At 72.4% G+C, this 13,770-nt stretch carries 15 protein-coding genes; 10 read left to right on the forward strand and 5 right to left on the reverse strand.

Annotated elements, in window-relative coordinates; genetic code table 11:
• The first annotated feature begins 141 nt into the window (after window positions 1-141).
• The 3 genes from KBY81_RS04975 to KBY81_RS04985 all read left to right on the forward strand — a co-directional run bounded on the left by KBY81_RS04975 (window position 142) and on the right by KBY81_RS04985 (window position 2,616).
• Entirely contained in the window at window positions 142-951 is an 810-nt protein-coding gene (locus KBY81_RS04975; protein WP_254971614.1) for an NYN domain-containing protein, read from the forward strand.
• Between the two features lie 45 nt (window positions 952-996).
• The gene (locus KBY81_RS04980) at window positions 997-1,830 is read left to right on the forward strand and encodes a PhzF family phenazine biosynthesis protein (RefSeq protein WP_254975834.1); all 834 of its coding nucleotides are present in this window, start codon (window positions 997-999) and stop codon (window positions 1,828-1,830) included.
• Between the two features lie 111 nt (window positions 1,831-1,941).
• Window positions 1,942-2,616: a gamma-glutamylcyclotransferase gene (locus KBY81_RS04985; RefSeq protein ID WP_254975835.1), complete on the forward strand. Its 675-nt coding sequence runs from the start codon at window positions 1,942-1,944 to the stop codon at window positions 2,614-2,616.
• Here the strand turns inward: KBY81_RS04985 and KBY81_RS04990 are convergent.
• Complete coding sequence (locus KBY81_RS04990) at window positions 2,613-4,745, reverse strand: 4Fe-4S binding protein (protein WP_254975836.1); 2,133 nt, start codon at window positions 4,743-4,745, stop codon at window positions 2,613-2,615. The two genes, KBY81_RS04985 and KBY81_RS04990, sit on opposite strands and share 4 nt — an antisense overlap.
• Window positions 4,746-4,837: 92 nt before the next feature.
• Here KBY81_RS04990 and pdeM point away from each other — a divergent pair, with 92 nt between their 5' ends.
• Window positions 4,838-5,542: a ligase-associated DNA damage response endonuclease PdeM gene (gene pdeM / locus KBY81_RS04995; protein WP_254975837.1), complete on the forward strand. Its 705-nt coding sequence runs from the start codon at window positions 4,838-4,840 to the stop codon at window positions 5,540-5,542.
• On the opposite strand, the gene KBY81_RS05000 is transcribed toward pdeM, so the two are convergent.
• Complete coding sequence (locus KBY81_RS05000) at window positions 5,499-5,966, reverse strand: CBS domain-containing protein (RefSeq protein ID WP_254975838.1); 468 nt, start codon at window positions 5,964-5,966, stop codon at window positions 5,499-5,501. The two genes, pdeM and KBY81_RS05000, sit on opposite strands and share 44 nt — an antisense overlap.
• A 47-nt stretch (window positions 5,967-6,013) precedes the next feature.
• Between KBY81_RS05000 and KBY81_RS05005 the strand changes: the two genes are divergently transcribed.
• Complete coding sequence (locus KBY81_RS05005) at window positions 6,014-6,547, forward strand: CDP-alcohol phosphatidyltransferase family protein (RefSeq protein ID WP_254971705.1); 534 nt, start codon at window positions 6,014-6,016, stop codon at window positions 6,545-6,547.
• Between the two features lie 15 nt (window positions 6,548-6,562).
• Here the strand turns inward: KBY81_RS05005 and KBY81_RS05010 are convergent, their stop codons facing one another.
• The 3 genes from KBY81_RS05010 to KBY81_RS05020 are packed head-to-tail and all read right to left on the reverse strand — an operon-like array spanning window position 6,563 to window position 8,518.
• Window positions 6,563-7,480, reverse strand: coding sequence for an NAD-dependent epimerase/dehydratase family protein (locus KBY81_RS05010; protein ID WP_254975864.1), 918 nt, complete (start codon window positions 7,478-7,480; stop codon window positions 6,563-6,565).
• 44 nt (window positions 7,481-7,524) lie between these two features.
• Complete coding sequence (locus tag KBY81_RS05015) at window positions 7,525-8,304, reverse strand: hypothetical protein (protein ID WP_106220159.1); 780 nt, start codon at window positions 8,302-8,304, stop codon at window positions 7,525-7,527.
• Window positions 8,294-8,518 (reverse strand): hypothetical protein, encoded by a 225-nt coding sequence (locus KBY81_RS05020; protein ID WP_181280021.1) that lies wholly within the window; start codon window positions 8,516-8,518, stop codon window positions 8,294-8,296. Before KBY81_RS05020 ends, KBY81_RS05015 begins: the two co-directional genes overlap by 11 nt.
• A gap of 69 nt (window positions 8,519-8,587) precedes the next feature.
• Here KBY81_RS05020 and hisA point away from each other — a divergent pair, with 69 nt between their 5' ends.
• The 5 genes from hisA to fumC all read left to right on the forward strand — a co-directional run bounded on the left by hisA (window position 8,588) and on the right by fumC (window position 13,680).
• Entirely contained in the window at window positions 8,588-9,349 is a 762-nt protein-coding gene (gene hisA, locus KBY81_RS05025) for a 1-(5-phosphoribosyl)-5-[(5-phosphoribosylamino)methylideneamino]imidazole-4-carboxamide isomerase (RefSeq protein WP_106220158.1), read from the forward strand.
• A 212-nt stretch (window positions 9,350-9,561) separates the two neighbouring features.
• Window positions 9,562-9,927: a Fur family transcriptional regulator gene (locus KBY81_RS05030; RefSeq protein ID WP_219904006.1), complete on the forward strand. Its 366-nt coding sequence runs from the start codon at window positions 9,562-9,564 to the stop codon at window positions 9,925-9,927.
• A gap of 63 nt (window positions 9,928-9,990) precedes the next feature.
• The gene (locus KBY81_RS05035; protein ID WP_254975839.1) at window positions 9,991-11,685 is read left to right on the forward strand and encodes a DUF3685 domain-containing protein; all 1,695 of its coding nucleotides are present in this window, start codon (window positions 9,991-9,993) and stop codon (window positions 11,683-11,685) included.
• A 22-nt stretch (window positions 11,686-11,707) separates the two neighbouring features.
• Window positions 11,708-12,301 (forward strand): thylakoid membrane photosystem I accumulation factor, encoded by a 594-nt coding sequence (locus tag KBY81_RS05040; protein WP_106220156.1) that lies wholly within the window; start codon window positions 11,708-11,710, stop codon window positions 12,299-12,301.
• Window positions 12,298-13,680, forward strand: a complete 1,383-nt coding sequence (fumC, locus tag KBY81_RS05045) for a class II fumarate hydratase (protein ID WP_254975865.1) — start codon at window positions 12,298-12,300, stop codon at window positions 13,678-13,680. The genes KBY81_RS05040 and fumC overlap by 4 nt, the downstream gene beginning before the upstream one ends.
• Window positions 13,681-13,770: the final 90 nt, after the last annotated feature.

Raw genomic sequence — 13,770 nt, forward strand, 5'->3', positions numbered from 1 at the left:
GGCGGCAGGGGGGCTGGCGGGGCGGTGGCGATCCGGGGCACAACCATGGCTGGATTCTCCCGTCGGCGGCGGCGGCCGGCGGCATCCGGGGACACGCGGGCGCGGGCCGGGTAGGGTCAAGGAACCGCGGGGGGATGTGTGATGCGATCCCCATCGGGAGCCCAGCCGCCGGCCGGTGGTCTGGCGGAAGACACGGGCCGGCGCCTGGCGGTGCTGATCGACGCCGACAACGCCCGGGCGGCGGTGATCGAGGCGGTGCTGGAGGAGGTGGCCCGCTTCGGTGAGGCGATCGTGCGGCGCATCTACGGGGATTTCACCTCCAGCCAGAGCGCCTCCTGGAAGGCGCTGCTGAACAAGTTCTCGATCAAGCCGATGCAGCAGTTCGCCTACACCGTGGGCAAGAACGCCACCGACAGCACGATGATCATCGATGCGATGGATCTTCTCTACACCCGGCGTTTCGACGGCTTCTGCCTGGTGACCAGCGACAGTGATTTCACCGGCCTGGCGGTGCGTCTGCGGGAGGAGGGCCTGCTGGTGTACGGCTTCGGGGAGGAAAAGACACCGGCGGCGTTCCGCAACGCCTGCCACAAGTTCCTGTTCACCGAGGTGCTGCGCACCGCCTCCCGACAGGGGGAGATCAGCGACGGGGCCGGCGAGGCCCGGCGGGCCCGGGATGCCGAACCCCCCGCCAGCGCCCATCCCGTCATCCCGGCCGACTTCCTGATGGAGGCCCTGGATCGCTCGGTGGATGAATCGGGCTGGACCCAGCTGGGCACCTTCGGCAGCTACCTGCAGAAGATCCAGCCCGATTTCGATACCCGCCTCTACGGCTTCCGCAAGCTTTCCGACCTGGTGCGCGGCTGCCCCTCCCTGTTCGTGATGGAGGAGCGGGAGGCGCCGAGCGGCAACCGCACGATCGTCTACGTGCGCGCCCGCGAGGACGACTGAGGCCGGCAGACTGGTCCGCGTCCGCCGTCGCCGCCTCCCCCTGCCATGACCGTCCTGCGCCTGGCGGCCTTCAGCGACGGGGAGCGGGGCGGCAACCCGGCCGGTGTGGTGATCGCTGAGACGTTGCCCGCGGACAGCGCGATGCAGGGCATGGCGGCCGAGGTGGGTTTCTCAGAAACGGCCTTTGCCGCCCCGCAGGGGGACGGCTGGCGGGTGCGCTACTTCTCCCCGGCGGCCGAGGTGCCCTTCTGCGGCCACGCCACCATCGCCCTCGGCGCGGCCCTGGCCGAACGGTGCGGGGATGGGGTGTTCCCGCTGACGCTCAACCAGGCCGAGATCACGGTGGAGGGGCGCCGGCAGGGGGAGCGCTGGAGGGCCGCCCTGCAGTCGCCCCCCACCCGCAGCACTCCGGTGACGCCGGAGCTGCTGACGGCCGCCCTGGAGCTGTTCGGCTACGACCCCGGCGACCTGGATCCGGCCCTGCCCCCCGCCGTCGTCCACGGGGGTGCCGACCATCTGCTGCTGGCCCTGCGCCGCCGCGAAGACCTGGCCGCCATGCGCTACGCCATGGAGGACGGGGCCCGGCTGATGGCGGAGGCGGGCCTGCTGACGCTGCTGCTGGTGTGGGCCGAGGGTCCCCGGCTGTTCCACAGCCGCAACGCCTTCGCCGTCGGCGGTGTCTACGAGGATCCGGCCACCGGAGCCGCCACCGCGGCCCTGGCCGGCCACCTGGGGCGCCTGGGCTGGCCCCACGGCGGGTCGATCACGGTGGTGCAGGGGGAGGACATGGGCTGCCGTTCCCTGCTTGAGGCCGAGATTCCCGCGATGCCGGGGGCTTCGGTACGGGTGGCGGGGCAGGTGCGCCGCCTGGGGCCCTGACTCAGGAGGCCTTCTCCAGGCGCTTCACGATCCAGCCCATCAGCACCAGGGAACCCAGCAGCGCCACCAGCAGGGCGATCGTCATGGAAACGGGGGCAGGTCCGTCGCATTATGACCACAGGCACCCCAGCCCTGGCCCGAGCCGTGCACAGCCATCCCGAGCTGGTCTTCGTCTACGGCACGCTCAAGCGCGGCCACGGCAACCACCACTGGCTGCTGGATGCGCCCTTCCTCGGGGAGGCGGTGCTGCCGGATGTGATGCTCCACGACCTGGGCCCCTTTCCGATGGCCGTGCCCGGTGCAGGGGTCGTGCGGGGTGAGGTGTACCGCGTCGATGCCGCCGGCCTGGCCCGGCTGGATCGGCTGGAGGGCTACCCCCGCCTCTACGACCGCCGGCCCCTGCCCCTGGCCGATGGCCGCCATGCCTGGGTCTACCTGGGGCGGCCCCACCAGGTGCGTCACGTGTCCGCCATCGCCGACGGCTGCTGGCGAGGACCGGCGCCGGGAGCGGCCGTGCGCCGCAGCCAGATGGGACTGGCCGTGGTGCTGGCCCTGGGCGGGGCTGCGCTGCTGGCGGCCGCGGTCCCCTCCGTCGCCCTGGCCCTCGACACCCTCTCCCAGTGCAACGCCTGGCGCGGCAGCCGCGGCAGCGAACGCGTGCTGCTGGGCAACGGCCTTGGCGCCGCCCACTACCTCACGAAGAAGGTGCGGCTGCAGGAGAGCCCGGCCGAGGCGCCCGTGGCGCTCTACAGCGACAGCGATCTGCAGCGGCTGTGCGGGCGTTAGCCGCCGGCCACCAGCCAGCGCCCCCCCGTGCCCAGGGCCACCACCAGTCCGCCCAGGGCCAGGGACGGGCCGCTCCAGAGGGCCAGCTGCAGCAGGCGCCGCAGCATCAGCAGGGAACCGCCCACCCCCACCAGCACCGCCAGGCTCTGGCAGAAGGCGATCACGTGGGCATCGGCGCTCCAGGCGGGCAGCCGGGCGGCCAGGGCCGGCCAGAGGGTTTCGGTGCTCACCGGCAGCAGACGGCCCCCCTCCGCCATGCCCATGGGCAGATGCTGGGCCAGCAGCAGGGCCCAGAGCAGGGGCAGCAGGGCGTAGAGCAGCAGCCAGCTGGGGCTGGCCGGCCGCAGCCGGGCCACCAGGGGTCGCAGCAGCAGCCACAGCCCCGCCGGCAGGGCCAGGGCGAGGGCGGCGAAGGCCAGGCGCCCCAGCAGCGGGCCCTGCGCCAGGTCTTCCGGAGCCAGGGGCAGCCAGCCCAGCAGCCGCTCGGTGTGCCGCAGGCAGACGCCGCCGGCCAGCGCCAGGATCAGTCCCGCCTCCCCCGCCGGGGGCGCCATGTCGCGCTGCAGGTCGGCGGCGGGGGGGCGCAGGCGCAGCTGCACCGACCGGTGCGGGCAGGCCTGGGCGCAGGTCAGACAGAGCACGCAGTTGCGGTTGTCGGCGAGGTGGGCCGGATGGGTGCCCAGGGGGCAGCCGGCGGTGGCCATCCCCTCCCCTTCCGCCGGGCCCCCCTTGAAGCAGGCATAGCTGCTGCAGCTGCCGCTGCAGGTGCCCGCCTCCGCCCGCAGCTCGCTGATGGCCAGCTTGGCGAACAGGCCGTTCATGCCCCCCACCGGGCAGAGGTGCCGGCACCAGAAGCGCTTCTCGAAGCGCAGGGAGCCGACCACGGCACCGGCGGTGATCAGCAGCAGCAGGGCGCTGCTCTGGCGGGCGCTGTTGCGCAGGTCGCCCAGTTCCTCCCACAGCAGGATCGCCGCGAAGCCGGCCGCCAGCAGGGGGGCCGCCCAGCGGTCGCTGTCCCCCCGCGGCCAGCGGGCCGGCCGCCAGCCCAGTCCCGTCGCCAGCCGCTGGACGATCTCCCCCCAGACCATGAACGGGCAGAAGGAGCACCACAGCCGGCCCACCAGGGGATAGGCCAGCAGGATCAGGGGCCACCACCAGGCCCAGAAGAGGTTCAGGTCGCCGTTGTGGGCGCGGTCCTGGGGCCCCCACCAGAGCCAGAGGTTCACCAGCACGAACACCCAGCTCACCACCCCGTACAGCAGGGCGTTCCAGAGCACGGGCGAACGCATGATGTCCCGGAGCTGTGGCTTCCAGCGCCACAGATCGAAGCGGGCCCGCTGGGGCCGCCGCAGGGTCCAGAACACGTCCTCCGGCAGCTCCTCCGGATGGGCGCCGCTGCACTGGCGCAGGGCCCGCTCGATCAGCTCCAGCAGCTCCCGCACGTTGCCGGGAAAGTCGTAGGTCTGCAGGCGCTTCACCAGCCCCTCCCCCACGGCCGGCGGCCGGCTCCAGCCGAGGCTGAGGGCCTTCTGGCGCACCCCGTAGCGCAGCCACTCCCCCAGGTCCTGGCGCCGCACCCGCAGCGGCGGCACCCGGATGTGACAGCCGAGGGCGTCGAAATCGGGGGCGCTGGTTTCGGCGGTGAGGAACACCCGGCCGATGAAGCGGTGTTCGCTGTGGCCGGCGTCGGGCGAGCGCCAGCGGCCGCTGCGGGCCAGCTCCAGCAGGGCGGGCCGCAGGGCGGGGTCGGCGCGGTCGATCTGATCCAGCAGCAGCCCGCCGGCACCGATGCAGTCGATCAGGGCCACACCGCCGGCAGGGGCCCCGAAGAGTTCGGCGCCGTCGGCCCGCAGCTGGGCGCAGTTGACGCGCACCAGCAGCTGCTTGCGGGCCGACGAGCCGAAGTGGATCAGGGCGGCGAGGTTGTCCTTCTCCAGGCCGGGCTCACCGCTGATCAGCACCGCCCGGCGGCTGGTGTCGGCGGAGGCGGCGCGGATGGCGTCCCGCAGCTTCTGGGCATAGCGGCTGCTGCCGACCACGCCGCGGCGGGCCCGGCCCAGCAGGTAGGGGGCCAGCCGCAGCAGGCAGGCCCTCGGATCGGGGGTGGCCTCCGGCGGGCTGGACGTCATCGCTGACCTCGTGCTGGTTCGATTCTGGTCGGAGAAGATGGCCACGCCGGCGCGCCGACGTCGGACCCCTCCCCCACGCTGATGGTTTTCGCATGAACGGGCCGGGTTCGGCCGAGTTTCTGTGGCGCGGTCACCGGCTCCAGTTGCTGGGCCAGCGGGCCGTGTGGGATCCCCAGCAGGGGTTGCTGCTGGTGGCGGATCTGCACCTGGGCAAGGCGGAGAGCTTCCAGAGCCAGGGCATCCCGCTCCCCAGCGATGGCGACGGGGCCACCTTCAACGCCCTGCTGGCGGTGGCCCATGGCCTCGGGCCCGCCCAGGTGGTGGTGCTGGGGGACCTGATCCACAGCCGGCTGGGCCTGACGGCCGAGCTGCGCCAGAAGCTGCGGGCCCTGCCGGACCTGCTGGGCTGCCCGCTGCGGCTGATCGGCGGCAACCACGAGCGGGGCTGCTGGCTCGAGGGGCTGGAGCAGGAGCCGTCTCTGGCCCTCGGCCCCCTGTGGCTGAGCCACGCGCCCGAGCCCCGCCCCGACCACCTCAACCTCTGCGGCCATCGCCATCCCGTTGCCCTGGTGGGTGGCGGTGCCGACCGGCTGCGGCTGCCGTGCTTCGCCTACGACCCCGTGGCCGATCAGCTGGTCCTGCCCGCCTTCGGTGCCCTCACCGGCGGCCATCCCTGTCCGGACGGCGAGCGTCTCTGGCTGCTGGCCGATGGGGCCGTTGTCCCGTGGACGGGGACGTCCCGCCGCTCCGGCGTCAGCCCTCGGCGGCCAGGGCCCGCACCACGTCGCCGCGGGTGAGCACCCCCACCAGGGCCTCCTGGTCGTCGAGCACGAACAGCCGCTGGGTGCCCCGGTCGTGCAGCAGATGGGCCGCCGCCGGCAGGCTGGTGGTGGCGGGGCAGCTGTGGGGCTTGGAGCCCATCACGTCCCCCACCGTGCTGCCCAGCACCTGGTGCACCTGCTTGTCCCAGTCGAGGGGATTGCGCAGGTAGATGACCGCATCCAGCAGCATCACGTAGGGGCCGGCATCGAAGCCGCTCTCGCGCACCATCAGGTCCTGCTCGCTGAGTTCCCCCACCAGGGCGCCGAGCTCATCGAGCACCGGCAGGCCGCTGACGTGGTGGTCGCTCATCAGCTGCACGGCCTCCTGCAGGGGCGTGGTGGTGGTGACACTCAGCACGGGGCTGGTCATCACCTCGGCCACGCTGCGCTCGACGACCATGCGGATCTCCTCGGTGATGGCATTCTGCTGGTGAACGGGACCCTGCCCTGCGACGCCTCGCCGACCTGCTGACCCTGGCCCGGGCCGTGCTGGGGTTGCCCCTGCTGCTGGCCCTGGCGGGCGGCCGGCCCGCTTTGGCCTGGGGTCTGCTGCTGCTGGGCGGCCTGAGCGACTGGGCCGATGGCGCCCTGGCCCGCCGGGCCGGCGGCGGTTCGGTGTGGGGGGCGCGGCTCGATCCCCTCACCGACAAGATCCTGATCAGCGCCCCGCTGCTCTGGCTGGCCCATACGGGCGGCCTGCCCCTGTGGGCGGTGTGGCTGCTGCTGGCGCGGGAGCTGCTGATCTCCGGCTGGCGGGCCGGCCAGGGCAGCGGCGGCCCCGCCTCGCTGGGGGGCAAGGCCAAGACGATCCTGCAGTTCGTTTCGCTGCTGCTGCTGCTCTGGCCGCCGGCCTGGGGCCTGGGCCAGGGGGCCGGGCTGGTGGCCGCTCTGCAGGCCGCCGGCTGGTGGCTGTTCTGGCCGTCGCTGCTGCTGGCCCTCAGCTCGGCCCTGGGGTATCTGCGGGCGGCTCAGCGGGGCTGACCTGCCGGCGGCCCCTCACCCCAGCAGGGCCGCATCGCTGCTGAAGTCGGGGGTGGTGGGCATCCGCAGGGCGTAGTCGTTGGCGTAGCTGTCGGCCAGGGTGGCCTCCAGGTCGTAGGCGGGCTCCCAGGCCAGCTCCCGCCGCACCCGGTGGGTGTCGGTGAGGAAGTGGGCCAGGCGCAGGGGGAAGGCCTTGCGGGCCTTCTTGTCGAGGCCGGCGGGATCGAAGCTGCGGATCTCCACCGCCTCCAGATCGGTGCCGCAGGCGCGGGCGGCGGCGGCCACCAGGCCCCGGAACGTGGTGCCCTGGGAGCCGGTGCAGTTGTAAATGCGGTTGGTGGCGGTTTCCACCTCGATGCAGCGGGCCATGGCGGCCGCCAGGTCGGCCACGTGGCCCAGCTGGGTGATGGTGCTGCCATCGCCCGGCAGGGGCACCGGCCGGCCGTGCACGATCCGATCGAAGAACCAGCTCTCCACCGGGTTGTAGTTGCCGGGTCCGACGATGTAGGTGGGGCGGAAGCTGGTGAAGGGGATGCCCTCCTGGCGCAGCCAGGCTTCGGTGTCCAGCTTGCCGGCGTGGCGGCTCTGGGGATCGGTGGGGGCGTCCTCGTCGAGGGGCCAGAGCTCGCTGTCGGCGTAGACCCCGGCCGAGCTGACGTACACCAGCCGGTGGGAGGGGGGACCGGTGCGCTCGATCACCTGGCGGGTGTCCTCCAGGGTGCGGCCGGAGCTGTCGACGATCACATCGAAGGGGCGGTCCTGGAGGGCCGCCAGGCCCTCGGCGCTGCTCCGGTCACCCCGCAGATGCTCCACCCCCGCCGGCACCGGCTGGCGGCCGCGGGTGAAGAGGCTGAGCTCATGGCCCGCCTCCAGCAGCCGGTTGACCAGGGGGCGACCCACGAATCGGGTGCCGCCCATCACCAGGATCCTCATCGCCATGCCGCGTCGGTGAGCGCCATTCAAGCGGCCGGGCCGGATCAGGGGCCGCAGGGGAGGGGCTGGCCCAGGCGCTCGAACGGCAGCGGCAGCAGCTCCAGCAGCACCGTGCCGGGCGGCCCGCTGGTGCCGTCGGCCACCGGCAGCGGCATGGGCCGGTAGGTGCGGCCATCGAAGCGCAGCTCCTTGAGGCCGTCGGGGGCGCCATGCAGGCTGGCGGGCATGGTGAGATCCAGCCAGCCGCGGTGGCGGTTGCTGATCACCGTCAGGGGCGACTGGAACAGGCCGTTCTCCGCCACCAGTTCCAGGCTGCCGTCGTTGTCCCGGAAGATCAGCAGGCTGCAGCCGCCGCTGGAGCAGGCGTAGGAGCCCACCACCACCGCCACGGTCTCCAGGCGGCCGTCGCCGTCCAGGTCGACCCGGTTGTGCAGGTAGCGCAGGGGGCCCACGTCGGCGCAGACCGGCCGGGTGGCCGTGGCACGGGCCTGCTCCCACTCGGTCTGGTCGGGATCGCCGGCTGCGGCGGGGGGGGAGGCCAGCGGGCCGCCGAACAGGCGGGCCCGCAGGGCCGCCTCCAGCCGGGGATCGGGGCGGTTGATGGGTGGGATCACCGAACCGGGCGGTGCCAGGGGGGGCGGCCTGTCGCGGGGATCGGGACCGTCGGGCCCCAGCAACGAGCGCGGCGGTGGGGCCGGCGGCGCCAGCGGAGGCGGGGCCAGGGGCTGGGCCAGGGCCGGGCCAGCGCCGCCGATGGGCAGCAGCAGGGCGACGAGTCCCAGATAGGTGACCAGCCGCAGGGGCCCCGTCCTCTCAGCCCGCATCGGCCCCGTCGAGCCCGGCGAGATGTTCTTCGATGCGATCCGCCAGCGCCAGGCAGCGGTCCATCTCCTCCCACAGCAGTTCCCGGCGCCGGCTGTCCACCGCGTAGGACCGGTGATGGAGATCGCGGCCCTGGTAACGGAGCGCATCCCGGAGGCGGCGCCAGTCGTCCGGGGCGAGGTGAAGAGTGGCGAGGTCGGGAGGGGTGGGGGCCATCAGGTCCGCATCATCCAGGCAGCGTCATGGCACAGGATGGGTCCGGCAGCGGCATTGTCCTCCCTTTCCATGCAAGTCATCCCCGCCATCGATCTGCTCGACGGGCATTGCGTGCGGCTGCATCAGGGCGATTACGGCCAGGTCACCCGCTTCAGCGACGATCCGGTGGCCCAGGCCCGCGAGTGGCAGCGGCAGGGGGCCACCCGTCTGCACCTGGTGGATCTCGATGGCGCCCGGAGCGGCGAACCCTCCAACGACGCCGCCGTGCAGGCCATCGCGGCGGCCCTGGAGATCCCAGTGCAGCTGGGGGGAGGGGTGCGCTCGGTGGAGCGGGCCGAACAGCTCCTGGGCTGGGGTGTGGACCGGGTGATCCTGGGCACGGTTGCCGTGGAGAACCCCGCGCTGGTCCGGGACCTGGCGGGCCGCCACCCGGGCCGGATCGTGGTGGGGATCGATGCCAACGAGGGCAAGGTGGCCACCCGCGGCTGGATCGAGCAGAGCACGGTGGAGGCGACGGCCCTGGCCGCCAGCCTGGAGGGAACCGGAGTGGCGGCGATCATCAGCACCGACATCGCCACCGACGGCACCCTGGGGGGCCCCAACCTGGCGGCCCTGCGGGCCATGGCCCAGGCCACCTCCCTGCCGGTGATCGCCTCAGGCGGTGTGGGCAGCCTCACCGACCTGCTCAGCCTGCTGAGTCTCGAACCCCTCGGCGTGGAGGGGGTGATCGTGGGACGGGCGCTGTACGACGGACGGGTGGAGCTGGCCGAGGCGCTGCAGGCCCTCGGCGACGGTCGGCTCCAGGATCCGCTGCGGCTGCCGATCGCCTGAGCCCGGCCGGCCGCCGCTGTGGCGTTCATGCCGATGATCGGGCAACTGCTCTATAACAGAGCCAATGTGTTCTGCGGCAGCGTTTGCCTTCTTCAACGACCACCGCATCCTCCGCGGCCCCGGGCCGCCGCGGCGAGGCCGGTGATCGCCATGCGGTGGCCACGGCGCCATCCCATGTGGAGGAGGTTTACCAGCGTTGCCGGGATCTGGGCATGCGGCTGAGCCGTCAGCGGCGCATGGTGCTGGATCTTCTCTGGGATGAGAAGAGCCATCTTTCCGCCCGCGACATCTTCGACAAGCTCAACAACCAGGGCCGCCACATCGGCCACACCTCCGTCTATCAGAACCTCGAGGCGTTGCAATCGGCCGGCGTGATCGAGTGCATCGAGCGGGCCAGTGGCCGTCTCTATGGCTATCGCGCCGATCCCCACAGCCACCTGACCTGCACCCAGTCCGGCCAGATTCACGACCTTGATGTTCTTCTGCCCGACCATCTCCTCCAGCAGATCGAGGAGCAGACGGGCTTTGCCATCGAGTCGTACACCCTGCATCTCTCCGGCCGGCCCCGCCCCTCCTGAAGGGGTGGCACTGGAGAAAGCCCGGCGCCTTGGTTAAGGTCGGGCCATTCCTTCTCTGGCAACGTGGGACGACGTCCGGCACGGCCCCTGCCCCAGCTGCTGCTGTTCGCCGACCCCCTGGAGCGCGCCGGCCTCACCAGCTGGCTGGAGGTTGACGATTCCGGCGCGGCTTCCGATGGATGGGGCGGCTGCCGGGTGGTCGGCCCTGAAGAGCTCCAGGGGGCACCCCAGCTCGTCCTCTGGTACCTCGGCAGCCTGCCCGAACCCCAGGCCCTCGACGCCGAGAGCCGCCGGCTGCTGGAGCGCTGGCACCCGGCGCCGCTGCTGCTGCTGCTGCCCGCGACCCACCCCTACGGCAGCGATGTCCTGCTACAGCTGCCGGCCCAGGGGCTGATCGAGCAGGCCGATGCCGAGAGCCTGCGGCAGGCGGTCACCACCCTGCTGGCCGGCGGCCGGGTGCTGGCCATCGCCGCGACGCAACGGGGCGAGAACCCCGGGCCCTCCATGCCGATGGGCCTGGGCCAGTGGCTGCTGCTGAGCGGCCTGCAGCAGATCGATGCCGAACTCCGCCTTTGCCTGCGCCTGCTGGATCCGCCGCCGGTCGACCTGCTGCCGCTGCTGGTGCTGCAGGGCCGGGTGCGGGAGCTGCGCCTGGCCCGCCGGCTGCTGCTCTGGCTCTGGGGGCCCGTCAGCCTGGCCTGGGGCCAGCCCCTCGACGGCCCCGCCGGGCTGCCCTCCCCGTCCGCCGACGCCAGCGTGCCCAGCGCCCCACTCGGCGGCCCGGCCCATGGGGTGGCCATCACCCTGCGGCAACGCACCGCCGAAGGGCTCTGGGAGGCCCTGCGCGGCCGGCTCACGGCGGCCGCCGCCGCCGGCCCCAGCAACAACAGTGGCCAGCTGCTGGCCCTCGACGGCCTCCATGCCTCCCGCCGCAGCGACCTGCTGCTGGGACTGCTGGAGCAGTTCCACCGGCTGCGCCAGCGTCTGCTGCAGGATGATCCCCGCGGCGAGCAGCTGGAGCGGCTCTGGAGGGAGCTCCAGCCCGAGCTGCGCCAGCAGGCCCTGCGCTCCATGGCCGGGTCCTATGTGCAGTTGCCCATGGAGGGCCGGCTCTGCCCGGTGGCCGAGACCCTGCTGCAGCGCAGCAGCCTCGACACCGACGATCTGGAGCTGACCGATCCCGCCGCCATGCTCAGCCCGCTGCTGCAGGCCCGTCCGCTGCTGGTGGACGGCCGCCTGGTGGCGCCGGATGAGCCCCAGGCGGTCCTGTACCTGGAGCTGCTGCTCAGCAACTGGCTGGTGCGCAGTGCCGAGCTGATCAGCGCCGAGGTGCTGGCGGCCTGCGCCGAATGGCCCGAACTGCGCCGCTACCTGCTGCGCCCTGAGCTGCTCGCCACCCGCAACCTGGAACGGCTGCGCAACCAGCTCAACGCCCAGCAGCGCTGGACCAGCTGGTTCGAGCGGCCGATCCACCTCTACGAGAGCCGACGCTCCCTGTTCCGCCTGGGCGACGGTGCCATCGACTGCGTGGATCTCACGGAGCCCCGCGATGCCGAGCTGCGCCAGCTGGGCTGGGTGCAGCAGGCGGTCACCCTGGCCCTGGAGGCCCGCGATGCCCTGGGTCCCCAGCTCCGCAGCCTGCTCAAACGTCTCGGCGACCTCCTGGTGGTGCTGCTGACCCAGGTGCTCGGCCGGGCGATCGGCCTGGTGGGGCGCGGCATTGTCCAGGGGATGGGCCGCAGCCTCAACCGCAGCTGAGGCGGCCGGTTACCACGGCACAATGTGCCCATCTGCCCGCTTCCCCTTGCTCCGTTCGCGCTCCCGGCCCCTCGCCGGCCTCTGGGCCCTGCTGCTGACCCTGGTGCTGGGGCTGCTCTGGGCCCCGGGCGAGGCGACGGCCAGCCTCGAGAACGACCGCTACGACGGCAACATCTTCGCCCTCTACGCCGGCAACGGCTCCCTGGTGCCGCCCCGCAGCAGCCTGGCCCAGTCCCTAGACGAGCACCGGGTGGCCGTGCTCGTCTACTACCTCGACGACAGCAGCGTCAGCAAGCAGTTCTCGCCGGTGGTGTCGGAGCTGCAGCGGGTCTGGGGCAATGCCGTCGACCTGATCCCCCTGGTCACCGATCCGCTCCAGAACCGGCCCGACGCCGGCGTGGCCGATCCGGCCCATTACTGGGACGGCCTGATCCCCCAGGTGGTGGTGATCGACGGCACCGGCCGCGTCGTCTTCGATCGCCATGGCCAGGTGAGCGTCGATGCCATCAACACGGCCGTGAGCGAAGCCACCGGCATTCCGATGGCGCCGGGCTCGGGGAACAGCGCCACCTTGAGTTTCAACGAACTCAACAGCGAAGTGGTGGCGTCCCGCTGATGCCGGCCACCCGCACAGAAACCGACAGCCTCGGCCCGGTGGAGGTGCCGGCCGAGCACTACTGGGGCGCCCAGACCCAGCGTTCCCTGCGCAACTTCCCCTTCGGCGCGCCGATGCCGATGGCGGTGGTGCACGCCTTCGGCCAGCTCAAGGCCGCCTGCGCCGAGGTGAACGCGGCCCGTGGGGTGCTGAGCCCACAGCTGGCGGGCCTGATCGTGGCCGCCGCCGAGGAGGTGAGCCAGGGCCGGCTCGATGGCGAGTTCCCGCTGCGGGTCTGGCAGACCGGGTCGGGCACCCAGACCAACATGAACGTCAACGAGGTGATCGCCAACCGGGCGATCGCCGCCGCCGGCGGCGTGCTGGGCAGCAAGGTGCCGGTGCACCCGAACGACCACGTCAACCTGAGCCAGTCGAGCAACGACACCTTCCCCGCCGCCATGCACATGGCGGTGGCGATCGAACTGCAGCAGCGGCTGATCCCGAGCCTGGAGGCGCTGATCGCCGCCCTGCGCCAGAAGGCGGAGGCCTACGCCGGCCTGATCAAGATCGGGCGCACCCACCTGCAGGATGCGGTGCCCCTGAGCCTGGGCCAGGAATTCGGCGGCTACGCCTCCCAGCTGGAGCTGGGGCTGGCGGGCCTGCGGGCCACCCTGCCCCAGGTGCTGCAGCTGGCCATCGGCGGCACGGCCGTGGGCACCGGACTCAATGCCCCGACGGGGTTCGGTGAGGCGGTGGCCACCCGGCTGGCGGAGCGCATCGGCCTGCCCTTCACCAGTGCCCCCGACAAGTTCCAGGCCCTCGCGGGCCAGGAGGGGCTGGCGGCGGCCCACGGCGCCCTCACCGTGCTGGCGGGCAGCCTGATGAAGATCGCCAACGACATCCGCTGGCTGGCGAGCGGGCCCCGCTGCGGCCTCGGCGAACTGGTGCTGCCGGAGAACGAACCGGGCTCGAGCATCATGCCCGGCAAGGTGAATCCCACCCAGTGCGAGAGCCTCACCATGGTGGCCGTGCAGGTGATGGGCAACAACACTGCCGTCCAGATGGCGGCCAGCCAGGGGAACTTCGAGCTGAATGTGTTCAAGCCCCTGATCGCCCACAACCTGCTGGAGAGCATCGACCTGCTGGCGGGCAGCTGCGGCACGTTCCGGGAGCTCTGCATCGAGGGCCTGCGCGCCGATGTGGCCCACATCGAAGCCATGCGGGACCGCAGCCTGATGCTGGTGACGGCCCTGACACCGGCGATCGGCTACGACCGGGCCTGCGCCATCGCCCGTCACGCCCACGAGCACCGGCTCAGCCTGCGGGAGGCGGCCCTGGTGCTGGGCGAGATCAGCGGGGAGGAGTTCGACCGCCTCGTCAGGCCGGAGCAGATGGTCTGAGCCTGATGACGTCAGCCTGGTGAGCGGGGACCGGTCCGGTTGATTTTCTGTGGATCGCCCGTAAGATCCCCGTTGTCACCCACGGTGAGG

Source organism: Cyanobium sp. Lug-B, assembly GCF_024345635.1.
Lineage (GTDB): Bacteria > Cyanobacteriota > Cyanobacteriia > PCC-6307 > Cyanobiaceae > Cyanobium > Cyanobium minutissimum.